This window comes from Phocaeicola vulgatus ATCC 8482 (genome assembly GCF_000012825.1).
Taxonomy (GTDB): domain Bacteria; phylum Bacteroidota; class Bacteroidia; order Bacteroidales; family Bacteroidaceae; genus Phocaeicola; species Phocaeicola vulgatus.
In genome coordinates, this window is the sequence record NC_009614.1 from 4,722,214 (window position 1) to 4,746,294 (window position 24,081).

A 24,081-nucleotide genomic window follows, 5' to 3' on the forward strand; every position below is an offset into this window, starting at 1 on the left:
ATGAAATATTTGATTACAGGACTGGGTAATATAGGTGAAGAATACCGAAATACCCGTCACAACATAGGATTCACAGTATTGGACGCCCTTGCAAAGGCGTCCAATCTTGTTTTTACCGACGGACGTTATGGGGCTACTGCCACCCTCTCGCTCAAAGGACGCCAGCTTATCCTGCTGAAACCGTCTACTTACATGAACCTGAGTGGAAATGCAGTGCGCTACTGGATGCAGAAAGAAAACATTCCGTTGGAAAATGTGTTGATAGTGGTGGACGACCTCGCCCTTCCTTTCGGTACACTACGCCTGAAAGGAAAAGGCAGCGATGCCGGACACAATGGTTTGAAACATATAGCTGCTACGCTGGGTACACAGGATTATGCCCGTCTGCGCTTTGGTATCGGCAACGATTTTCCCCGTGGCGGACAAATAGATTTTGTATTAGGTCACTTCACTGATGAAGATTTGAAGACCATGGACGAACGTGTAGCAACGGCTTGCGACATAATTAAGAGTTTTTGTCTGGCAGGCATCAGTATAACAATGAACCAATACAATAAAAAGTAATGGCTGAAGCAAGAATTGATAAATGGCTGTGGGCCTCACGTATATTCAAGACCCGTACTATCGCTGCCGAAGCATGCAAGAAAGGACGGGTTTCCATCAACGGTACTCAGGTGAAGCCGTCGAGAATGATAAAGCCGGGAGAAGTGATACAGGTAAAGAAACCGCCTGTCACGTACTCATTTAAAGTTTTACAGGCAATAGAGAAACGTATAGGTGCCAAATTGGTTCCTGAAATTCTGGAGAATGTAACGACTCCGGAGCAATATGAATTACTGGAAATGAGCAGAATCAGCGGTTTTGTTGATCGCGCCCGCGGAACAGGGCGTCCCACCAAGAAGGACCGTCGCAGCATGGAAGAATTCATTACTCCTGAATATTTCGGTGATGATGACTTCGACTTTGAATTTGATTTCGAAGAACAAGAATAGATAGTGATTAATGGTTAGTGATTGTAGGTGTACGCATCTGCTATTAATCACTAGCCATTAACTACTATCTATCTGTTAATCATTTCACTACTACAGATTTTTCTTTATAGCTTCAATCATTTCTTGGTATTCCGCATCAGTCAGATAAACTTTTCCCGGATTCATCTGAAATACACCTCCATAATCAGGTCCGTCCACATACTTGGGAGCCAGATGAAAATGCAGGTGAGAAAGTTTGTCACTATATGCTCCGTAATTTATTTTTTCAGGGTGGAAAGCCTTGTCCATAGCACGGGTCACACGGGCTACATCTGCCATAAATGCATTACGTTCTTCATCACTCAGTTCAAACAAGTCGTTTACATGATCTTTATAAGCAACAAGGCAACGTCCGCGATAGGTTTGTTCCTTAAACAGGAATACGCGTGAAACACTCAGTGGCGCTATTTCAATCATTAAATTGTGCAATGTCTCATTGTTCTGACAATACAGACAATCTTTAGGATCACTTTTCATGGTTTTCTTATGTATTAAAATTAATTATTCTTCCTCTTTTTCTTTCTTACCCAACAAACGGTACACATCATCCCGTTCGCCTACCACCCATACCACATCTCCTTCCGTAAAAGGTACATTGATATCAGGGGTCATCAGCGTACTATCTTCTTTTTCGACGCCTACCACCAGACATTTGTACTCATCCCGGATACCACTTTCTTTGATATTTTTACCCAAGAAAAATGAGTTACGATCTATAATGAACTGTTTCAGATTCATTTCACGCCTTTCCAAATCTTCCTCTTCAGCGGCGGCTGATACTCTTTCTGCCTGACGGGCAAACTCGCCCAACTGCTCATCCGTACCGATTACCTGTATGGTGTCACCGGGAAACAGACGTACATTCGCCCCCGGAATATTAATACGATGCATTCCACGAATGATAGATGCCACATGTACTCCGTATTTATGCCCCAAATTCAGCTCTCTTAATGTATATCCCGCCCATAAGGAATCCGCAGGTATCTCAAAATCCGAAAGATGTAAGTCGCGGGACAACAAATGTCCTTCATACTCAGGACGCTTCTGACCTGTGAACTCAGCATGCACATCTCTGAAACGCAAATTCTGAATAAAAGTACGCTCCATGAATATAGATTGCTTCTTCAGCCATCGCGAGAACATCATCATACCTACCAAAACAACGGCTATACCGATCAGCAAAGTCGTGGAAGTCTGAAAAAGTTTCTCTATAACAAACATCACAAACATGACAGCTATCACTATACGGAGTAAAATGGTAGAAATTAAGGGAGCCCGGTTGAAACGGCTATCCTGCCATAACGCCTGGAACTCTACAGAGTGGTTTTTTTTCATGATAATGGCACGCAAGAAAGGTGCGATGCAGACGATAGTAAAAACAGTTCCTGCCAGATTGGCCCAAAAGACAGGCAGACTAGCCCGGAACAATGGAATAATAAAATGGAATGAAAGTGTAATCATAGCTATACACAATACAGAATAAACAGCTACGATCCTAGCTATGGCAACCAACAATTTCTTCCAATTGTTTTCATGATTCACCGTTTGTGATCCCGATGAATAACGCTCAAGCATTTTTTTCCATTTGCCGGGCAGACGTTTCTCTACTATATGATAAGCAGGTATCGCCAAACGTATCATATACGGGGTCAGAAATGTGGTAATGACCGAAACAGCCACCACAATAGGATATAAGAAATCACTGGTTACTTTCAGACTTACCCCCAACGAAGCGATAATAAATGCAAATTCACCAATCTGGGTCAGACTGAAGCCACATTGCATGGCAACTTTCAACGGCTGTCCCGACAAAATCACGCCACCTGTACCAAAAATAACCTGCCCAAGCAGAATGGCCAATGTAATAATCACAATGGGCCATATATATTCTACAATCATGGCAGGGTCTACCATCATTCCCACAGATACAAAGAAAATGGCTCCAAACAAATCCTTTACAGGGGCCACAAGCTTCTCTATATTTTCGGCCTCTACCGTTTCTGCCAAAATAGACCCCATTATAAAAGCTCCAAACGCAGCCGAAAATCCAACCTTGGCCGCCACAACTACCATACCGAAGCACAATGCCAGCGAAACAATCAGCAATGTTTCATTTGCCATCCACTTGCGGGAACGCTTCAAAAATGTAGGAATGATATAAATACCTACCACAAACCACAATATAAGGAAGAATAATAATTTGGCAATGCTATATACCATTTCACTGCCCTCGAAATTCTGACTCACTGCCATTGTACTCAACATAACCATCAAAACAATAGCCAATATATCTTCCAATATCAAAATACTAAGAACCAAACCGGCAAACCGTTGCTGCCTCAATCCCAAATCATCAAAAGCCTTATAGATAATAGTCGTGGAGGACATGGCCAACATACCTCCCAAATACAGACAGTCCATGCGTTGCCACCCGAAAGACCACCCTACAAAAATCCCAACCAATATCATACAAAATATAATGGTACACGCCGCAATGACCGCCGTCCCCCCTACCTTCACCAGTTTCTTGAAACTAAATTCCAACCCTAGAGCGAACAACAAGAATATCACACCAATCTCCGACCATGTATGGATATTGGCCACATCAATGACCGACGGAGTAAGAGGAACATGGGGACTTGCCAAAAAGCCGGCTACGATATAGCCGAGAACAAGAGGTTGCTTTAACCGTTTAAAGACGAGCGTCATGACACCGGCGCAGATCAGAATCAAAGCCAAATCACTTATCAATGGAGCCAATTCAGACATAGCTAATAAATTTTTGATTGCAAAATTAAGAATTATCTATTTATCATATTCTTCATCCTATTATTAATTTTGCATTAAAAGCTGTTTTTATGAAAAGGAACTAACCGTAAATGTATATCAGCCATATAAAGAAAACGCGAATATTCAGATTTCTTGAATATCCGCGTTTTCTTTGTTATCAGCGTTCTCTTTTCCGGCTTTCGATTTATTTTCTGAACGGGGCCTTTACTACTACAGCTTTCAGCTTGCGTCCGCGCACATCAATAAATATTTCAGTACCTAATGCTGTGTAAGCGGTCTGAACATATCCCATACCGATACCAATCTTACGCATTGGAGACATGGTTCCACTAGTTACTTCACCTATTTTCTCTCCATCAGCATTTACCAGTTCATAACCATGACGGGGAATACCACGGTCTACCATTTCAAAAGCAATCAGCTTGCGTTTCAATCCTTCGGCTTTCTGCTTTTCAAGTAAAGCACGTGAAGTGAAATTCTTTCCTTCAACAAATTTGGTAATCCAGCCCAATCCTGCTTCCAACGGAGAAGTGGTATCACTCAAATCATTACCATACAGGCAAAAGCCCATTTCCAAACGTAATGTATCACGAGCCCCTAGCCCGATAGGTTTAATCCCTTCAGGAGCACCTGCTTCAAAAATTGCTTTCCAGATAGCCTGACCGGCTTCGGGATAAAAATAAAGCTCGAAACCACCTGCACCGGTATAACCGGTATTCGAAATAATCACATCTTTCTGACCGGCGAACTCACCTGTGGTAAAAGCATAATAAGGAATTTCAGACAAGTTGACCGGAGTCAGTTTTTGCAAAACTTCCATAGCCTTCGGTCCCTGAATAGCAAGCTGTGCCATACGGTCGGATGCATTTTCCAATTCCGCACCCACTGTGTTATGGCTGACACACCAGTTCCAGTCTTTCTCAATATTGGCCGCATTTACCACCAACAAGTATTTTTCGGATTCATAGTGATACACCAACAGGTCATCAACAATACCTCCCTCCTCATTAGGGAAACAAGTATATTGCGCTTTACCGACGGGCAAAGTTGCCACATTGTTTGAAGTCACTTGCTGCAAAAACTCCAACGCATTAGGACCTTTTACCCAAAATTCACCCATATGGGATACATCAAAAACACCTACGGCATTACATACAGTAAGATGTTCATCAATAATTCCCGAATATTCAATAGGCATATTATAACCTGCAAATTCGTGCATTTTCGCCCCCAAGGCAATGTGTGTTTCGGTAAACGGAGTTGTTTTCATGTTATTACTTTACTATTTTAAGGTTAATAAATTACTTATCTTGCCACCAATTCAGCGATTTTCACCACCACTTTCATGGCTTTCTCAATAGACTGGATTGGCACGAACTCATATCTGCCATGAAAATTCAAGCCGCCGGCAAAAATATTGGGACAAGGCAATCCCTTGAATGAAAGTTGTGCACCATCCGTTCCACCGCGGATAGCCTTCACCTTAGGTGTCACGCCCGCCTCTTCCATAGCCTTGAAAGCGATATCAATGATATGCATCACCGGCTCAATTTTCTCACGCATATTGTAATACTGGTCTTTCAATTCCAATGTAACGGTGCCTTCTCCATATTTCTTATTGATGATTTCCGCCCACTTTTTCATATTTTCCTTGCATGCCTCAAACTTGGCACGGTCATGATCACGGATTATATAAGAGATGGTAGTCTGCTCTACTTCACCCGTCATGCCAATCAAATGATAGAATCCCTGATAACCATCAGTACATTCGGGCACTTCATCCGTAGGCTGTAAAGACACAAACTCATTAGCCACACGCAAGGAGTTGATCATTTTATCCTTTGCATATCCCGGATGTACGTTACGTCCTTTAATAATCACTTTCGCAGAAGCGGCATTAAAGTTTTCAAACTCCAACTCCCCTACTTCACCACCATCCATCGTATATGCCCACTCGCATCCGAATCTCTCCACATCAAATTTATGTGCACCCAAGCCTATTTCTTCATCAGGATTAAATCCCACACGAATTTTTCCATGCTTGATTTCAGGATGTTCTTTCAAATATACCATAGCTGAGATGATTTCAGCAATACCCGCCTTGTCATCAGCTCCCAACAATGTTTTGCCGTTGGTTACAATAAGATCCTCCCCTTTATGATCCAACAGTTCGGGAAATTGCTTGGGAGAAAGTATAATGTTGTCTTCTTCGCATAATACAATATCCGTTCCGTCATAACCATAGACAATGCGTGGGGTGACTCCCGCACCCGTCATATCGGGACTGGTATCCATGTGTGCAATAAATCCGATGGTAGGAACCGGTTTATCCGTATTGGCCGGCCATGTGGCAAACAGATAACCATTCTCATCCAAAGAAATTTCCTGAAAGCCCAATTGTTCCAATTCAGATCTTAAATATTGTGCAAACACCATCTGCTTCGGTGTACTGGGGGTAGCCCCGCTATTCTCATCAGACTGAGTGTCGAAGCTTACATATTTTAAAAATCGTTCTATTACCGTCATTTTTCTTTTTGTTTTAATATTCATACTTGCCTGTAAAAATAGAAAAAGAGCCGTGAATTGCCAAACAAATCACGGCTCTTTTTCATTAATATTTTATTATTTTGTTATTAGAAGCAACTGGAACCATCAAAACAATGGGTACATACCTTACATTTTGGTAATCCTATCGCTTCTACCAAAGTTTCCAAAGTATTGAATTTCAAGGAGCTCAAACCGAAGCGGTCGGCAATCATTTGCACCATCTTCTTATACTCCGGCGAATCTGTCGTTGCATATTTTTCCAGATTCTTATTTTCATCGCCTTCAATCTCCTTAATCATCCGGCGGGTTATCAATTCCAAATCACTTTTTGAAGAAGTGAAACCAATGAAAGGGCATCCATAAATCAATGGCGGACAAGCAATGCGCATATGAACCTCTTTGGCACCATAATCAAATAAAATTTTTACATTATCACGAAGTTGGGTTCCACGTACTATAGAATCGTCACAGAACAACACGCGCTTACCTTCCAGCATTGCACGATTAGGTATCAGCTTCATTTTTGCTACCAGTGAACGCATTTCCTGATTGGCAGGAGTAAAACTACGAGGCCAGGTGGGTGTGTACTTGGCAATAGCACGATGATAAGGAATTCCTTTGCCTTCAGCATACCCCAATGCCATGCCTACTCCCGAATCAGGAATACCGCAGGCACAATCAACTTCCGAATCGTCCTTCTGCCCCATTTTATAACCACTCATAAAACGTACTTCCTCTACATTTTTCCCTTCATAGCATGAAACAGGAAATCCATAATATACCCACAAAAAAGAACAAATCTGCATTCCTTCGTTCGGCTTGCGCATTTGTTCCATTCCGTCGGCACGCAAGCGAATAATTTCGCCCGGTCCTACATATTTCTCTATTTCATAATCCAGATTCGGCAAACTGCTTGATTCACTTGTCGCAGCATACGCACCCTCTTTTTTACCTATCACAATCGGAGTACGTCCCCATTTGTCACGTGCTGCTATAATACCATCTTCCGTCAATATCAGCATGGAGCATGATCCTTTGATTTTATTAAAGACATTCTCTATACCATCTACAAAATTTTTCCCTTGCACAATAAGCAATGCGATCAGCTCCGTCTGATTCGTCTTGCCAAGACTCATTTCAGAAAAGTGCATATTAGCTGCCAGCAAGTCGCGTTCCAATTCCGTAATGTTATTGATTTTAGCTACTGTGACGATGGCGAACTTGCCCAGATGCGAGTTTATCACGATAGGCTGCGGGTCCGTATCACTGATAATGCCGATACCCGAACTACCTTTGAACTTTGGAAGTTCAGATTCAAACTTCGTGCGGAAATAAGAACTCTCCAAATTGTGGATAGAACGCATAAATCCCTCTCCTTGGGCATACGTAGCCAAACCACCTCTTTTTGTTCCTAAATGTGAATTATAGTCCGTCCCGTAAAATAAGTCGGTGACGCATTCAGCCTTTGAGACTGTTCCAAAAAAACCACCCATTCCTTTTTGCGTATTTTTCGTTTAGGGTGCAAAATTACGAAAAAAGTTTGGCTCTGAATGAATAATCATTGCTATTTTTGCATTAAAATGTAGCATTTATGAAATCACTATTACTCATCTTCTTGGGAGGAGGTACAGGAAGTGTACTTCGCTACCTGCTTACCATAAGCATTTATCGCCAGGGAACAACGAATTTTCCGTGGGGTACTTTCGCAGTCAATATTTTGGGTTGCATACTGATCGGGGTATTCTATACCCTCACCTCACGCATTCATATCAACAATGATATAAGACTGATGCTCACTATCGGACTTTGCGGTGGCTTCACTACTTTTTCCACTTTCAGCAACGAAAGTCTGCAATTACTGAAATCAGGACTCTACCCCTCTTTTTTCACCTACATCATCGGTAGTGTGGTATTGGGTATCCTCGGAGTAATGCTAGGGATATGGATGAGCGAATAAAGCAAAAAAATATCCCTCCGGCTCTATACCACATAGAACAGGAGGGATTGAAATTGCACCTCAGTTATTAAACCTTATTTTAATCTCAAGACACTTCGTCCGGCTGTAATGGCTGCACTGTTTGCAGGAGTTGACTTACGGGTACAATAATCAAATTCCGCAGTTTTCTCTCCGTTAAATGATTTCCATTTTAATTTCAGCTTCACTGTTTTTCCTTCAGTGTCAGGCAAGGAATCCAAATTAAATGCCACCAGTCCGTCGGCAGGTTCACCATATACATCACCAAAAGCATTATGACGGAATTCTACCTCATAAGGATTTTCAGCATCTTTACTCATCAACAAATTGACAAAATGAGCTTGACTGCGATTTCCCCACATGGTTCTGAAACGCAAAGTCAAATAACCGTCCTCGGCAATTGTTACCCAATCGTTAATCATATCTACAGGGTCAGTACCATATACTTCATCATTCTTATCTCCTAAATCACCGGCAATCGGTTTTGTCAAGATACTGTCTATCCAGTTGATATGTACAGCCTTGTCATACTCTCCGCTTGACTCATTCACCGGATCGAAATTTACAAGGGCCCTTACTTCCTTCTCACCATAGGGAGAATTTTTCATATTGACAGGTAACAGTGTCGTACTGTCATCCAACTGCATAAAAAATGAATTGTCGGCCACCGGTTTCACTGTAACCAGTGCATTGGGCAACGCATATCTATAATAATCATTATCATCATCATCCAAACAGGATTGAAAGATCATCACAGAAGCAAGTACCGCTACAGACGCAAGCAATTTATTAAAACCAAAAAACTTTTTCATTGTGCTTTTCTTTACTTAGTTAATTATTCTAGTTTATAAGTCCTTTCTATTGAAAGAAATGCAGGCCATACCATAATGCTGCACGAAGTTTTGTTAAGAAAACATAATCATCTGACAGTTATGTTACAAACCTTCTTCCATTTATATTTCTTATATTCACACAAGCGAGCCATAGGCGAACAAAGGGATAATTTTACCGAAATTTAGCTCATCTCAAATTACTAATCCTATGATTTTTTTATCTTAATTTTGTTACTGTTTTTTGAAAAAAGAAAAGATTTAGAATAAAGAGTTTTATGAAAGCTACTATCACAAGTCTCATTTTTTTACTACTGTCATTAACCGTCTCATCGCAGACTTATAAATATATTGGCATAGAAGAAGGACTAAGCAATCAGAAAATATACAAAATTCAGAAAGATGCTCGTGGATATATGTGGTTCCTTACCCATGTGGGGATAGACCAATATAACGGAAAAGAAATAAAACATTATAAATTAAGAGAAGGTAACAGGGAACTAGACCCGTTATTGAATATAAACTGGACTTTTTTAGATAAAACAGGTACACTACTGGTCACAGGAAAACAAGGCAGAATTTTTCGTTATGATTCAGGCCACGACCGTTTTGTACAGATATACAGTATGTACAATTACTGGAATAAGGACTACCATGCTTTCGTGAGATATAGTTACATAGACCAGGAGGATAACGTATGGCTGTGCGGCAAATCGGCTATCCACCTTTTTAACATAGAATCCGGACAAAAGCAACGAATCTCTAACCGACTGGGAAATATCACCTGCATAGAACAGATAAACAGTGAACATTTCTTTATAGGTACAGACAAAAGAATCTATCTGGCAAAACTGGAAAACGGGAATTTAAAAGAGCTCTCCTGCGGCAAACTGGGAATGATGGATATGCACGTACATGAATTATATCTACACCGTACAGCCAACAAACTGTTTATAGGCACTTTTGAAAAGGGAGTCTATATATATGACTTGAACAGCCAGAAAATTGTACGTCCCGAAGTAGAACTGACAGATGTGAATATTACACGGATCAGTCCTTTGAACACAAAGGAGTTATTAGTAGCCACTGAAGGAGCAGGAGTACACAAGTTAAACATAGACACCTATGAAACAGATCCTTATATCATTGCGAACTATGGTAGTTACAACGAAATGGACGGAAACATTATCAATGATGTATATGTAGACAACGAGCAGCGTATCTGGCTGTCCAACTATCCTACGGGAATTACCGTCCGCAATAACCAATATACCAACTACAACTGGATAAAGCACTCTATTGGCAACCGGCAGTCACTAGTAAACAACCAAGTAAACTCCATTATAGAAGACAGTGACGGGGATCTGTGGTTTGGAACAAGCAACGGCATCAGCTTATACGATTCAAAACAAAAGCAATGGCGTTCTTTCCTAAGCTCTTTCAATCACGGACTAAAAAATCAGAACCGCATTTTTATTACTTTATGCGAAGTCTCTCCGGGTATTATATGGGCGGGAGGATATGCATCGGGCATTTTCCAGATTACCAAGAAAAACGGAAACATAGAATACCTCACCCCTGCCCAATCCTTCCATCTGAATGTACGTGCCGACAAATACATACGCGACATTAAAAAGGACAGATACGGGTGTATATGGTCCGGAGGATATTATAATCTGAAATGCTTTAATCTGAAGACACGCCAAGGACGTCTTTATCCCGGACTAGGTTCTGTTACTGCCATTGAAGAAAAGGACAGTACATCTATGTGGATAGGTACCTCCACCAATCTTTTTCTACTAGACCGGAATTCGGGCAAATACCATGAAATACCTCTGCCCGGTGGAGCAACCTACATTTATACGTTACACCAAGAAGACAATGGTTTACTCTACATTGGCACCAGTGGTTCCGGACTATTTACTTATGATCCGGTAAAAGAATCAATCAGCGCCCATTACCATACAGGAAACAGCCCGTTAGTATCAAACAGCATTTATGTTATTCTACCCACAAAAGACGGGAATATCTTGATGAGTACCGAAAATGGTATCAGTATTTTCTCGCCTACCAACCGCCAGTTCCGCAACTGGACTCGCGGACAAGGGTTGATGTCCACCTGTTTCAATGCCGGCTCCGGCGTACTACGTGCCAATGGGAACACCGTATTCGGAAGTACAGACGGTGCACTGGAATTCCCCCCAAACATAGAGATGCCCAAAACAGGAGATTCACATATGATATTCAGCGATTTCCGTATTTTCTACCAAACTGTATATCCCAATGATCCAAACTCTCCTCTGACTAAAGATATCGACCAAATAGAGAAATTGAATCTGAAATATATGCAAAATACATTTTCCATCCGAGTATCCTCTATCAATTACGATTATCCGTCGGACATACTATATACCTGGCAGTTGGAAGGATTCTACGATGGCTGGACTACTCCCAGTGACGAAGGAACTATCCGATTTACTAATGTTGCTCCCGGCACCTATACACTGCGTGTACGTTCTGTTTCCAAAGAGGATAATAAACACGTGTTGCAGGAGCGGATATTGAAAATAACTGTAGCACATCCCGTGTGGCTCAGTTTTTGGGCTATTTGTATTTATGTCCTGACTATCATTTTAGCAACATACGTCATTTTCCGCCTTCATTCCATGCGCAGAGAAAAAAAGGCCTCGGATGAAAGAACTCGGTTCTTTATCAATACAGCGCATGATATCCGTACTCCGCTGACACTGATAAAGGCACCTTTGGAAGAAATTCAACAAAAAGAAAATTTAAGTGAAGAAAGTCAGGCCAATATGCTTACAGCCATGAAGAACGTGGACACTTTGATACGCCTCACCACCAATCTGATAAACTTCAGCAAAGCCAATGTGTACTCATCCTCCCTTCGTATATCGGAACACGAACTTAATACCTATATGGAAGGAATATACCATGCCTTTTATAGTTATGCAGAAGCCAAACAGATCAAACTCGACTACAAAAGCAACTTTGAATATCAAAATGTATGGTTCGACAAAGAAAAGATGGACTCGATCACAAAAAATCTGATTTCAAATGCCATCAAATATACTCCCGCCCACGGTGAGGTACACATTATCACCCGCCATGACAAGGACAACTGGAGTCTGGAGATTACGGACACGGGCATCGGGATTCCTGCCAAAGAACAGAAAAAGTTATTTAAGTTACACTTCAGGGGCAGCAATGCCATCAATGCAAAAATTACAGGCAGTGGAATCGGACTGATGTTAGTGTGGAAACTGGTACGTATTCATAAAGGAAAGATCAGCATAGAAAGCGTAGAGAATAAAGGCACCCGCGTAAAGGTTATCTTCCCCCAAAAACAATTCCGAAGTCAACAGGTTCCGACAAAAACGGTACAACAAGAAAACGTGGTACCAGTATCCCCTAGTGCAGTCTCTCCCCACACTTATAAAGATCAGTATCGGCAGCATGTTCAAAATGCACAGCGCATCCTGGTTGTGGAAGACCATGACGATCTACGCGAATATCTGTCTCATACTTTATCCGAAGCTTATCAAGTGGAAACATGTACCAATGGAAAAGAAGCCTTAAAAATCATCCCCGAATTTAAGCCTGATTTAGTATTATCGGACATTATGATGCCCGAAATGCGGGGGGACGAATTGTGTTCTGCTATCAAGAATAATATACTGACGTCTCATATCCCTGTAATTCTGCTAACAGCATTAAATGACGAAAAGAATATCGTTGAAGGGTTGGAAACAGGTGCGGACAAATACCTGATAAAACCTTTTAACATAGGAATACTAAAAGCATCCATAGCCAATATACTGACTAACCGTGCACTACTTCGTAGCAAATATGCAGAAATGGAACTACACAATGACAGCATTTCCATAAATTATAGCAACACATTGGATCAACAGTTCCTGGAAGCAGTAAAAGAAACAATAACTGAAAATCTAGACAATTCAGGTTTCAACGTGGAGTCACTCTGTGCTTCACAAAATATGAGCCGTTCCAGTTTCTACAATAAACTAAAAGCATTGACAGACCAAGCTCCGGCAGACTATATCCGCCTGATCCGGCTGAAACGGGCAGCGCAATTACTATCCGAAGGACAGTATAATATATCCGAAATATCAGATATGACCGGGTTTAATGATGTAAAATATTTCCGCGAGGTATTCAAAAAATACTATAAAATAAGTCCTAGCGGATATAGCAAGGGAGAAATGAAGGAAGAACCGACTAAACCATAAGATTCCTAAAGAAACTTATTTTGAACAAAATTTATCATTAACGCATTAACAGATAAAAGAGAAAATGAGTACTTTCGGGGCATTCATCCGTAGAATAAACTGACTTATGATAGGAAAAATTAAAATGATGGCAATCATCACGTTTTACGTAGCTGTATTACTTGTTATTGCAGTGTATTTGCAAGACGGAAGCGGAACATTCTCCCATTTTTTCGAAAATGCAAATCTATACATACGTAATTTGCGTAATGTACATGCTCCGGCTTTCCATCAAACTTATGACAATTATCTGCAACTTTTTCCACTCATACTTCTATTCGGACTGAAATTGGGAGGAATAAGAGGTAATTTCGGATGGAAACGGCTGTTCACTTTCATAGTCTTGTCAGTCGTACTGACGCAGCTGGTAGTAAATGGATTAAAACTCACCACAGGGGTGCTTCGCCCGGATGCCACAAATTATTTCTCTTTTCCTTCCGGACATACGGCAGCAGCGTTTATGGCAGCTACCCTATTGTATAAGGAATATGGATTCAAAGGATATTGGGTAGGATTAGTAGCATACGCAGCAGCTATAGTTACAGGGTTTACCCGCATTCTGAATAACCGTCACTGGCTGTTTGATGTCATCATTGGTGCGGCCTTGGGAATATTGCTTACTGATTTGGCTTTCCGCCTGGTACAACTCATATTCAAAGACCGGGGACTTATACAACATAAATAAATACTATAAACTTAATAACACAACAAACTTGGCACTTATGAAAAAACAAATGATCTTATTGGGAATGTTAATGGCATTTTGTATGGCAGAGGCCAAAGTAACACTGCCTGCATTATTCACAGACAATATGGTATTACAACAAAAATCGAATGTCATTTTTCATGGCCATTCATCTACAAAAAAAGAAGTGATAATAAAAACGGGATGGAATAAGCATCCCTATACGACATCACCTGACAAAGAAGGAAATTGGAAAATAGAAGTTCCTACCCCATCTGCCGGAGGTCCTTATGAAATTATCATTTCGGACGGGGATGAGCACATACTGCAAAATATTCTGATTGGCGAAATATGGTTGTATACAGGAGAATGTGAAACAGAAACTCCCATAGATATACCCTCCCAACCTTATATCCGTCTGTTTCAGACAAAAAAAGAAATCTCTTTAGTTCCCAAGAAAGATTTGCATGCTACACAAGAAGGTTGGAAAGAATGTACATCTGAAACCATAACCGGACTCCCTGCAATCGGATATTTTTTTGCCAGTCAGTTACAAAAAAACCTGAAAGTACCCATAGGTATAATAAGTTGTACCTGGAAAGATACTCCTGCAGAAGCATGGGCCAGTTATGATGCGTTAGAAAACCTGCCAAGTTACAACAAAGAAACTGAAATGCTTGAATCCTTGGGGTTCAATCCTGAAAAAATAGAAGCAGAATATGCCCGTCAAAGAGAAGAGTGGTATCAAGCTCTTTACGAACACGATATGGGATGGTGCGATGACCACCAAGTATGGGCGGAACCTGATTATTCGGATGAAAACTGGAAAACAATGGAACTTCCGGGATACTGGGAAGATAAGGGAATGAAAGACTTCGATGGAGTAGTGTGGTTCAGAAAAACGATAGATATTCCACGTAACTGGGCTAGAAAAAATGTCACAATAAATTTAGGGAACATTGCCGATGAAAGCATCGTATATTATAACGGGACTGAAATAGGACGAAACACGAAAGCCGATGCGTCCCGCTATTACACAATTCCCTATAAGCTGGTAAAACGCGGAAAAGCTGTACTGACCATACGTGTGACCAATTACAAAAGCAAAGGAGGAATATATGGCCGTCCAGAAGACATGAAGCTGAGTGTAAAAGGCAAAGATCCTATCTCATTGGCAGGAGAATGGAAATACCTATCCGGTCTCTCATTAAGTGGAATCCCCCCTGTACCCATTTCACCAGAAAGTAACCCTAAGTATCCTACAGGATTATTCAATGCAATGATACATCCGCTTACCTCTTTCCCCCTTCAAGGTGTTATATGGTATCAAGGAAAGAGTAATTTGGAAAGTAGCGATGAATATGCAGACTTATTCATGTCATTGATAGCCGACTGGCGCGATAAATGGCAAAAACCACAAATGCCTTTCTACTTTGTGCAACTGCCCAATCATGAGAAAAAAGAAGAAGCACAAGATGATTCAGACTGGGCGGCCATGCGTGAAGCACAAGCACAGGCTTTACACTTGAATCATACAGGCATGGTGATAACCACCGATATTGGGAAAGAAAAAAGCAATACCTTCCAAAGTACTCTGGAAACAGGTCTTCGCCTATCACAGTTAGCTTTAAAGCAAACTTACGGAAAAAGAAAAATGCCTCAATATCCGGTTTATAAAGGCTACAGCATCGAAGGAAATACCCTTCGCATCCATTTTGAAAACTTAGGAAAAGGATTCTTGCATCCCGACCCAGTACGCGGATTTATAATCGCAGGTACAGATCGGATTTTTTATCCGGCAACAGTAACTGTAAAAAAGAAAGAAATAATTGTACAATCACCCGATGTACCTCATCCTGTAGCCGTAAGATACAATTGGGCCAACCATACTGATGGTACCTTATTCGGAGCATCAGGCCTGCCTGTAGCTCCATTCCGAACAGATAATTGGTAATTATTGCAAGCTATATGAATAGCCACTTAGATAATTCCTGTATATTTGCACTATTTTAAAATAAACAAAGAAAAACAATGGGAATGGTAATAGGTATAGACGTAGGCGGAAGCACCACCAAGATAATAGGTGTGGATAAAGAAGGCATAAAACATCCTATGATTGTAAAAGCCGAAGATCCTATCACTTCGTTATTCGGTGCTTTCGGCAAATACATATATGATAATGGAATCAGCTTAAACGACATTGATAAAGTCATGTTGACAGGAGTGGGAAGTGCTTACGTAAACCAACCCTTATATGGACTCTCTACTGATCATACGGATGAGTTTCTAGCAAACGGTCTTGGAGCTCACTATGACTCCCAATTGCAAGACCTTATTGTAGTAAGCATGGGTACCGGCACCTCTTTTGTAAAAGTGGAAGGAGGTAAAAACATATCTCACATAGGTGGTATAGGTATTGGCGGAGGAACCATTCAAGGACTATCTCGCCTGTTGTTAAAAACACAGAATATTCATCAAGTGGTAAAGATGGCAGAAAAAGGTGTAATAGAAAATATTGATCTGCAAATCAAGGATATTTGCAATACCCCTCTACCTGGACTGCCTCTGGATGCCACCGCTTCCACATTTGGCAAAGCAAGTTCAAACGCCTCTATGGAAGATGTAGCAGCGGGAATCATTCATATGGTATTACAATCAATAGGACAATCTGTCATATTAGCAGCACTGAATAGCCACATTAAAGATTTTGTCCTAATAGGTAATTTGACCAAAATGCCACAATGCAAAGAAATATTCCCAGTTATGGAAGAAATGTACCAATGCCATTTTTGGATACCTGAATATGCAGAGTATCGCACGGCATTGGGAGCAGCACTAGCTTATACACATAAATAAGAAAGAGAACTGTACTGTTCCTAACTCCTTTGTATTATTATGCTTAGCATAGCAGCAAGATTTTTCAGCTCAATGAAAAAGAAAAAGTGCATCTCCCGCTGATCTTCTAAAGTGGGAGATACAATAAATATCATAAAATTAGCCAACTAATTTATACTTAAAGTAGGGATATTCAATAAATATTCCTAAAACATGAGTACCCGGCGAGGGTTTCCGGAACCGCTTCCGCCGGAGAAAGGACATGGCGGAGCCTTCCGGACAGTTCCGTGGGAAAGGTACCCACACCCACGGGGAAAAAACGGTAGAGGCCACATTTCACACGTGCGTATACAAAAAAAAGCCTCCGGAACTTCTTCAAGTCCGGGGGCTTCAATCAAAACGGCGGCTACCTACTCTCCCACTGTGACGCAGTACCATCGGCGTGACAAGGCTTAACTTCTCTGTTCGGAATGGGAAGAGGTGGAACCCTTGTGCTATAGCCACCTGAATAAGGTTGACATATTGTTGAGCTGTTATCGTAATTTCATTCTGTAGTAAAAACCAAAGGTATACACCATCCGACATATAAGGAAAGTGGACGGGCAATTAGTAATGCTCGGCTTTGGTATCTCTACCTTTACACCTGCATCCTATCAACGTCGTAGTCTACAACGACCCTGAGAAATCTAATCTTGTGGCCGGCTTCGTACTTAGATGCTTTCAGCACTTATCCGATCCAGACTTAGATACCCGGCAATGCACCTGGCGGCACAACCGGCAAACCAGAGGTCTGTCCAACACGGTCCTCTCGTACTAGTGTCAGAGCCACGCAAATTTCATACGCCCACGATAGATAGAGACCGAACTGTCTCACGACGTTCTGAACCCAGCTCGCGTGCCACTTTAATGGGCGAACAGCCCAACCCTTGGGACCTTCTCCAGCCCCAGGATGTGACGAGCCGACATCGAGGTGCCAAACCACTCCGTCGATATGAGCTCTTGGGAGGGATCAGCCTGTTATCCCCGGAGTACCTTTTATCCTTTGAGCGATGTCCCTTCCATACGGAAACACCGGATCACTATGCTCTAGTTTCCTACCTGATCGACTTGTCAGTCTCCCAGTCAAGCGCCCTTATGCCATTACACTCTAAGGCCGGTTACCAATCGGCCGGAGGGCACCTTTAGAAGCCTCCGTTACGCTTTTGGAGGCGACCACCCCAGTCAAACTACCCACCAATCAATGTCCCCGTATCCACGGGTTAGAATCCAAACAAATAAAGGGTCGTATTTCAACAGCGGCTCCACAAATACTGGCGTACCTGCTTCAAAGCCTCCGACCTATCCTACACATCACGTGCCCAGATTCAATGATAAGCTATAGTAAAGGTTCACGGGGTCTTTTCGTCCCATCGCGGGTAATCGGCATCTTCACCGATACTACAATTTCACTGAGCTCACGGTTGAGACAGCGTCCAGATCATTACACCATTCGTGCAGGTCGGAACTTACCCGACAAGGAATTTCGCTACCTTAGGACCGTTATAGTTACGGCCGCCGTTTACTGGGGCTTCAATTCAACGCTTCTCTTATTGATGACATCTCCTCTTAACCTTCCAGCACCGGGCAGGTGTCAGGCTGTATACTGGATCTTTCGATTTGGCACAGCCCTGTGTTTTTGTTAAACAGTTGCCTGGACCGATTCTCTGCGCCCTCCCATAAAAGGGTAGGGACCCTTTATCCCGAAGTTACAGGGTCAGTTTGCCTAGTTCCTTAACCGTGAATCACTCAAGCGCCTTAGAATATTCATCCCGACTACGTGTGTCCGTTTGCGGTACGGGTACCTCCAGGATTAAGTTTAGCGGATTTTCTCGGCAGCATGCTTACGCGCACTATTGCCTTGTCCCGAAGGACGCGGCATACTATCAGGTTCGGATCTCATGGTGGATTTGCCTGCCATGATCGACTCCTACACCCTTCAACCATCTATTCCGTCAGATGGCGGCACTGTCACTACTGCGTCTCCACGTCACTCCTGAAGGTAGTAACGGAATATTAACCGTTTCTGCCATCGGCATCGCCGTTCGGCTGAGCCTTAGGACCCGACTGACCCTGATCCGATTAGCGTTGATCAGGAAACCTTAGTCTTTCGGCGAGGGGGTTTCCCGCCCCCTTTATCGTTACTTATACCTACATTTGCTTTTCCAGACGCTCCAGAATACCTCACGGTACGCCTTCGACGCCGACTGGAATGCTCCCCTACCGATCATATAAATGATCCCACTGCTTCGGTAGACAACTTCATACCCGATTATTATCCACGCCCGACTCCTCGACTAGTGAGCTGTTACGCACTCTTTAAATGAATGGCTGCTTCCAAGCCAACATCCTAGCTGTCTTAGCAGTCAGACTTCGTTAGTTTAACTTAGCTGTCATTTCGGGACCTTAGCAGGTGGTCCGGATTCTTCTCCTCTCGGGCACGGACCTTAGCACCCATGCCCTCACTCCTGCGGTAGAACTGATGCGCATTCGGAGTTTGTCAAGACTTGATAGGCGGTGAAGCCCTCGCATCTTATCAGTCGCTCTACCTCACATCAGTAACCCGCAAGGCTGCACCTAAATGCATTTCGGGGAGTACGAGCTATCTCCAAGTTTGATTAGCCTTTCACCCCTACCCTCAGCTCATCCAGAAGCTTTTCAACGCTTATTGGTGCGGTCCTCCAGCTGGTGTTACCCAGCCTTCAACCTGGCCAAGGGTAGATCACTTGGTTTCGCGTCTGCCACTGCCGACTATACGCCCTCTTCAGACTCGCTTTCGCTTCGGATACGTGTGTCGTCACACTTAACCTTGCCGGCAAAGGCAACTCGTAGGTTCATTATGCAAAAGGCACGCCGTCACTCATTAACGAGCTCCGACCGCTTGTAGGCGCACGGTTTCAGGAACTATTTCACTCTTCTGTTCGAAGTGCTTTTCACCTTTCCCTCACGGTACTGGTTCGCTATCGGTCTCTCGGGAGTATTTAGCCTTACCGGATGGTCCCGGCAGATTCACGCAGAATTCCTCGTGCTCCGCGCTACTCAGGATACTACTATGCTTCGACAACATTCGAATACGCAACTGTCATGCTCTATGGTCTTTCTTTCCAGAAAGTTCTTCTCTGATGTCTTCATGCAACGGCGTAGTCCTACAACCCCACCCATGCCGTAACATGGATGGTTTGGGCTGTTCCCCGTTCGCTCGCCACTACTGGGGGAATCATTGTTTATTTTCTTTTCCTGCAGGTACTAAGATGTTTCAGTTCCCTGCGTTAGCCTCCAACAACGTTGGATAATACCTCTTCAAGATATTGGGTTGTCCCATTCGGAAATCTCTGGATCAAAGGTCATTTGCACCTCCCCAAAGCTTATCGCAGCTTATCACGTCCTTCATCGCCTCCGAGAGCCAAGGCATCCGCCATGCGCCCTTCTTTACTTTCCTTATTCATTCGCCCACACTTGCGTGCCAGCGGGATGATATATACTTTCAGCTCTTTACTACTAAAATTACTGTTTGCTTGTACAATATGTCATAGATCGTTCATCTTCGTTTCTTACGTTTCCGATGGAGTGGAGAATAACGGATTCGAACCGTTGACCCTCTGCGTGCAAGGCAGATGCTCTAGCCAGCTGAGCTAATCCCCCGAACTTGATTCCGTTCGTAGTCCCAGGCAGAGTTGAACTGCCGACCTCTACATTATCAGTGTAGCGCTCTAACCAACTGAGCTATAGGACTAAGTTCAACCTAGTCTGTTTAATTAGACCCGGCTTCTTACTTTCTCTCTTCCGTATCATTACGGAATCATATCTTGAAATAAACAACACCAGCAGTACAAGAACAAAAACCTTATCGATCTTTCGTCCTCTCCAGAAAGGAGGTGTTCCAGCCGCACCTTCCGGTACGGCTACCTTGTTACGACTTAGCCCCAGTCACCAGTTTTACCCTAGGGCGCTCCTCGCGGTTACGCACTTCAGGTACCCCCGGCTCCCATGGCTTGACGGGCGGTGTGTACAAGGCCCGGGAACGTATTCACCGCGCCGTGGCTGATGCGCGATTACTAGCGAATCCAGCTTCGTGGAGTCGGGTTGCAGACTCCAGTCCGAACTGAGAGAGGTTTTTGGGATTGGCATCCACTCGCGTGGTAGCGGCCCTCTGTACCCCCCATTGTAACACGTGTGTAGCCCCGGACGTAAGGGCCGTGCTGATTTGACGTCATCCCCACCTTCCTCACATCTTACGATGGCAGTCTTGTCAGAGTCCTCAGCGAAACCTGTTAGTAACTGACAACAAGGGTTGCGCTCGTTATGGCACTTAAGCCGACACCTCACGGCACGAGCTGACGACAACCATGCAGCACCTTCACAGATGCCTTGCGGCTTACGGCTTTCACCGTAATTCATCTGCAATTTAAGCCCGGGTAAGGTTCCTCGCGTATCATCGAATTAAACCACATGTTCCTCCGCTTGTGCGGGCCCCCGTCAATTCCTTTGAGTTTCACCGTTGCCGGCGTACTCCCCAGGTGGAATACTTAACGCTTTCGCTTGGCCGCTTGCCGTATATCGCAAACAGCGAGTATTCATCGTTTACCGTGTGGACTACCAGGGTATCTAATCCTGTTTGATACCCACACTTTCGAGCCTCAATGTCAGTTGCAGCTTAGCAGGCTGCCTTCGCAATCGGAGTTCTTCGTGATATCTAAGCATTTCACCGCTACACCACGAATTCCGCCTGCCTCAACTGCACTCAAGATATCCAGTATCAACTGCAATTTTACGGTTGAGCCGCAAACTTTCACAACTGACTTAAACATCCATCTACGCTCCCTTTAAACCCAATAAATCCGGATAACGCTCGGATCCTCCGTATTACCGCGGCTGCTGGCACGGAGTTAGCCGATCCTTATTCATAAAGTACATGCAAACGGGTATCCATACCCGACTTTATTCCTTTATAAAAGAAGTTTACAACCCATAGGGCAGTCATCCTTCACGCTACTTGGCTGGTTCAGGCCTGCGCCCATTGACCAATATTCCTCACTGCTGCCTCCCGTAGGAGTTTGGACCGTGTCTCAGTTCCAATGTGGGGGACCTTCCTCTCAGAACCCCTATCCATCGAAGACTAGGTGGGCCGTTACCCCGCCTACTATCTAATGGAACGCATCCCCATCGTCTACCGGAATACCTTTAATCATGTGAACATGCGGACTCATGATGCCATCTTGTATTAATCTTCCTTTCAGAAGGCTGTCCAAGAGTAGACGGCAGGTTGGATACGTGTTACTCACCCGTGCGCCGGTCGCCATCAGTCTTAGCAAGCTAAGACCATGCTGCCCCTCGACTTGCATGTGTTAAGCCTGTAGCTAGCGTTCATCCTGAGCCAGGATCAAACTCTTCATTGTAATAATATCTTTTCCAACTGTTCAGTTGATAATCTGCTCAAGGATTCCAAATCTATCAATATCAATATTGACGGTTCTTGTTTTTTCCGTACACCATATATATATATTACATATAGTGCACCGGCTTGTACTACTTGTTTGTTTATCTTAAATCTTTCAAAGAACTCTCATTTATGTTTTGCCATCGTTTCCGAAAGCGGATGCAAAGGTAAGAGATTTTATCGTAACCGCCAAATGTTTTCGAAAGTTTTTTTTGAAAAAGTTTTTTTTTCGAAACTTCCATAAAAGGCGGGACGTCCATCCTCCCCAGGTCTTATCCGTTCTCGCTCCCTTAGCCCCGCTAAGGTAAGATACTGGGTGCAGACACTGTCAAGGAAAACTCTCCTACGTTTGTTTCACCAAGTCAGTCACACACTGTCTGAAGTGCCGCATCTCTCTCGATTGCGGATGCAAAGGTAGACCTTTTAACGATTACCAGCAAACATACGAAGGAAAAATTATACGGATTTCCTGAAACTTTTTTGTAATACTCTGAATAACAGATGTGTTACAAAGCATGTTTTTATAACGGAGGACACCGGAGGAAAAAGACAGACACATTATAATATTCGCACGCGCGTATAGGGACGGAAAAAGGAAGGGACCCATACGAAAACAGCAGACGAAAAACAAGAAAAGACGGAAAAACGGAAGGCAAACTTGCAAACTTGCAAAACTTGCAGCACTTCCACACCCACTAAAAAACAAAACTACCATTTAAGACAAGAACGAAATCAAAGACAATAAATAAGTAAATTCTATAATTCTCTTTATACAAAAAGACAGACCTGTTTTATTCCTCCATTTACAAATAAAAAACTATCCACCTATCAGATGATCCATTAAAAAGACGTATCTTTGCCATTCATTATTTTTAATGCTAACATGAAATACGGAGTAACAAAAAATACATTACTTATTACAGCAGGCATAGTTTGGCTCTTAGCCGGTATCAACATCTTACGTATTGGAATAAGTTGCTGGATAAACGATTCTCATTATTGGTTCTTCAAAGTCTGTGAAGCTACCATAGTATTTCTGTTATTCTTTGGTCTGATATTTCATAAACTTTACAAGAAACATACTCATCGCATATCTCAAAAGAAAGCCAAGAATTGTCCATTCTCTTTCTTCGATGTAAAAGGGTGGATTATCATGGCATTCATGATTACCATAGGTATTTTAACACGCACCCTGCATTTACTACCGGAAGCATTCATTGCTGTATTTTATACAGGATTGTCAGTAGCCCTAATTACAACTGGTACCCGATTTATATGGTACTGGTGGAGAAACAGGCATCTACTAGTCTGATAAGTCATTCGGTCTACAGGGATTTCCACGACGGATGCTATTTTTCCCTCGCACGATGGCAGCGAAACCTCCCCAAAAGAAACGACAGTATCACCAATCACTCTTTCAAATCGCATGTTTCAAGAAATCTACAGGCTACCATACAGGTTGATACCACTAGCAGAGTGAATCGAAGAAAATCATATCATGCTACGCTAAGGTTTCCGCATCGAGCAGATTAATCATACCTGATTGCAAATTGTTATAAGCTCCCGAACAGTTGTTGTCATTGTATGGATTCCTCAACATACAGTTCG

14 protein-coding genes, 2 tRNA genes and 3 rRNA genes are annotated in these 24,081 nt (G+C 42.8%); 8 read left to right on the forward strand and 11 right to left on the reverse strand.

The window, feature by feature from the left end:
* Both pth and BVU_RS19185 read left to right on the forward strand, forming a co-directional pair.
* Positions 1–564: an aminoacyl-tRNA hydrolase gene (gene pth / locus BVU_RS19180; RefSeq protein ID WP_005841628.1), complete on the forward strand. Its 564-nt coding sequence runs from the start codon at positions 1–3 to the stop codon at positions 562–564.
* On the forward strand, positions 564–992 hold the full coding sequence (locus BVU_RS19185; RefSeq protein WP_005841630.1) for an RNA-binding S4 domain-containing protein: 429 nt from the start codon (positions 564–566) through the stop codon (positions 990–992). The genes pth and BVU_RS19185 overlap by 1 nt, the downstream gene beginning before the upstream one ends.
* 90 nt (positions 993–1,082) lie before the next feature.
* On the opposite strand, the gene BVU_RS19190 is transcribed toward BVU_RS19185, so the two are convergent.
* The 5 genes from BVU_RS19190 to BVU_RS19210 all read right to left on the reverse strand — a co-directional run bounded on the left by BVU_RS19190 (position 1,083) and on the right by BVU_RS19210 (position 7,861).
* Positions 1,083–1,508 carry an HIT family protein gene (locus BVU_RS19190; protein WP_005852253.1) on the reverse strand — a complete coding sequence of 142 codons (426 nt, stop codon included), beginning with the start codon at positions 1,506–1,508 and terminating at the stop codon, positions 1,083–1,085.
* Between the two features lie 24 nt (positions 1,509–1,532).
* On the reverse strand, positions 1,533–3,800 hold the full coding sequence (locus BVU_RS19195) for a cation:proton antiporter (protein WP_005841685.1): 2,268 nt from the start codon (positions 3,798–3,800) through the stop codon (positions 1,533–1,535).
* A gap of 205 nt (positions 3,801–4,005) precedes the next feature.
* Positions 4,006–5,091 carry a glycine cleavage system aminomethyltransferase GcvT gene (gene gcvT, locus BVU_RS19200; protein WP_005841683.1) on the reverse strand — a complete coding sequence of 362 codons (1,086 nt, stop codon included), beginning with the start codon at positions 5,089–5,091 and terminating at the stop codon, positions 4,006–4,008.
* A gap of 35 nt (positions 5,092–5,126) precedes the next feature.
* On the reverse strand, positions 5,127–6,347 hold the full coding sequence (gene pepT, locus BVU_RS19205) for a peptidase T (RefSeq protein WP_041174592.1): 1,221 nt from the start codon (positions 6,345–6,347) through the stop codon (positions 5,127–5,129).
* Between the two features lie 107 nt (positions 6,348–6,454).
* Entirely contained in the window at positions 6,455–7,861 is a 1,407-nt protein-coding gene (locus tag BVU_RS19210; RefSeq protein ID WP_005841679.1) for an amidophosphoribosyltransferase, read from the reverse strand.
* Positions 7,862–7,959: 98 nt separating this feature from the next.
* Between BVU_RS19210 and crcB the strand changes: the two genes are divergently transcribed.
* The gene (gene crcB / locus BVU_RS19215; RefSeq protein ID WP_005841677.1) at positions 7,960–8,325 is read left to right on the forward strand and encodes a fluoride efflux transporter CrcB; all 366 of its coding nucleotides are present in this window, start codon (positions 7,960–7,962) and stop codon (positions 8,323–8,325) included.
* 74 nt (positions 8,326–8,399) lie between these two features.
* Here crcB and BVU_RS19220 read toward each other — a convergent pair whose 3' ends face one another.
* Complete coding sequence (locus BVU_RS19220) at positions 8,400–9,155, reverse strand: NigD-like protein (RefSeq protein ID WP_005841675.1); 756 nt, start codon at positions 9,153–9,155, stop codon at positions 8,400–8,402.
* Between the two features lie 296 nt (positions 9,156–9,451).
* Here BVU_RS19220 and BVU_RS19225 point away from each other — a divergent pair, with 296 nt between their 5' ends.
* The 4 genes from BVU_RS19225 to coaW all read left to right on the forward strand — a co-directional run bounded on the left by BVU_RS19225 (position 9,452) and on the right by coaW (position 17,021).
* A complete protein-coding gene (locus tag BVU_RS19225) occupies positions 9,452–13,441 on the forward strand; it encodes a response regulator (protein WP_012055914.1) in 3,990 nt (1,329 codons plus the stop codon).
* Positions 13,442–13,547: 106 nt separating this feature from the next.
* Positions 13,548–14,165 (forward strand): phosphatase PAP2 family protein, encoded by a 618-nt coding sequence (locus tag BVU_RS19230; protein ID WP_005841672.1) that lies wholly within the window; start codon positions 13,548–13,550, stop codon positions 14,163–14,165.
* 37 nt (positions 14,166–14,202) lie between these two features.
* Positions 14,203–16,119 carry a sialate O-acetylesterase gene (locus tag BVU_RS19235; protein ID WP_012055915.1) on the forward strand — a complete coding sequence of 639 codons (1,917 nt, stop codon included), beginning with the start codon at positions 14,203–14,205 and terminating at the stop codon, positions 16,117–16,119.
* Positions 16,120–16,196: 77 nt separating this feature from the next.
* Positions 16,197–17,021 carry a type II pantothenate kinase gene (gene coaW, locus BVU_RS19240; RefSeq protein WP_005852264.1) on the forward strand — a complete coding sequence of 275 codons (825 nt, stop codon included), beginning with the start codon at positions 16,197–16,199 and terminating at the stop codon, positions 17,019–17,021.
* A 376-nt stretch (positions 17,022–17,397) separates the two neighbouring features.
* Here coaW and rrf read toward each other — a convergent pair.
* From rrf to BVU_RS19265, 5 genes are all read right to left on the reverse strand, one after another.
* A 5S ribosomal RNA gene (rrf, locus tag BVU_RS19245) occupies positions 17,398–17,508 on the reverse strand.
* A 78-nt stretch (positions 17,509–17,586) separates the two neighbouring features.
* Positions 17,587–20,475: ribosomal RNA gene (locus BVU_RS19250) — 23S ribosomal RNA — on the reverse strand.
* 129 nt (positions 20,476–20,604) lie between these two features.
* A tRNA-Ala gene (locus BVU_RS19255) sits at positions 20,605–20,678 on the reverse strand.
* 17 nt (positions 20,679–20,695) lie between these two features.
* Positions 20,696–20,769: transfer RNA gene (locus tag BVU_RS19260), tRNA-Ile, on the reverse strand.
* A gap of 135 nt (positions 20,770–20,904) precedes the next feature.
* Positions 20,905–22,432: ribosomal RNA gene (locus tag BVU_RS19265) — 16S ribosomal RNA — on the reverse strand.
* The 16S, 23S and 5S rRNA genes sit together here with 2 tRNA genes alongside, the layout of an rRNA operon.
* A gap of 924 nt (positions 22,433–23,356) precedes the next feature.
* Here BVU_RS19265 and BVU_RS19275 point away from each other — a divergent pair.
* On the forward strand, positions 23,357–23,785 hold the full coding sequence (locus BVU_RS19275; protein ID WP_012055917.1) for a hypothetical protein: 429 nt from the start codon (positions 23,357–23,359) through the stop codon (positions 23,783–23,785).
* The last annotated feature ends 296 nt before the right edge of the window (positions 23,786–24,081 follow it).

Bases quoted from the DNA above. Each gene is read 5' to 3' on its own strand.
- BVU_RS19235 (WP_012055915.1), top strand. From the start codon at position 14,203: ATGAAAAAACAAATGATCTTATTGGGAATGTTAATGGCATTTTGTATG.
- BVU_RS19195 (WP_005841685.1), bottom strand. From the start codon at position 3,800: ATGTCTGAATTGGCTCCATTGATAAGTGATTTGGCTTTGATTCTGATC.
- BVU_RS19275 (WP_012055917.1), top strand. From the start codon at position 23,357: ATGAAATACGGAGTAACAAAAAATACATTACTTATTACAGCAGGCATA.
- pth (WP_005841628.1), top strand. From the start codon at position 1: ATGAAATATTTGATTACAGGACTGGGTAATATAGGTGAAGAATACCGA.
- BVU_RS19230 (WP_005841672.1), top strand. From the start codon at position 13,548: ATGATAGGAAAAATTAAAATGATGGCAATCATCACGTTTTACGTAGCT.
- crcB (WP_005841677.1), top strand. From the start codon at position 7,960: ATGAAATCACTATTACTCATCTTCTTGGGAGGAGGTACAGGAAGTGTA.
- BVU_RS19225 (WP_012055914.1), top strand. From the start codon at position 9,452: ATGAAAGCTACTATCACAAGTCTCATTTTTTTACTACTGTCATTAACC.
- BVU_RS19190 (WP_005852253.1), bottom strand. From the start codon at position 1,508: ATGAAAAGTGATCCTAAAGATTGTCTGTATTGTCAGAACAATGAGACA.
- gcvT (WP_005841683.1), bottom strand. From the start codon at position 5,091: ATGAAAACAACTCCGTTTACCGAAACACACATTGCCTTGGGGGCGAAA.
- BVU_RS19210 (WP_005841679.1), bottom strand. From the start codon at position 7,861: ATGGGTGGTTTTTTTGGAACAGTCTCAAAGGCTGAATGCGTCACCGAC.
- coaW (WP_005852264.1), top strand. From the start codon at position 16,197: ATGGGAATGGTAATAGGTATAGACGTAGGCGGAAGCACCACCAAGATA.
- BVU_RS19220 (WP_005841675.1), bottom strand. From the start codon at position 9,155: ATGAAAAAGTTTTTTGGTTTTAATAAATTGCTTGCGTCTGTAGCGGTA.
- BVU_RS19185 (WP_005841630.1), top strand. From the start codon at position 564: ATGGCTGAAGCAAGAATTGATAAATGGCTGTGGGCCTCACGTATATTC.
- pepT (WP_041174592.1), bottom strand. From the start codon at position 6,347: ATGACGGTAATAGAACGATTTTTAAAATATGTAAGCTTCGACACTCAG.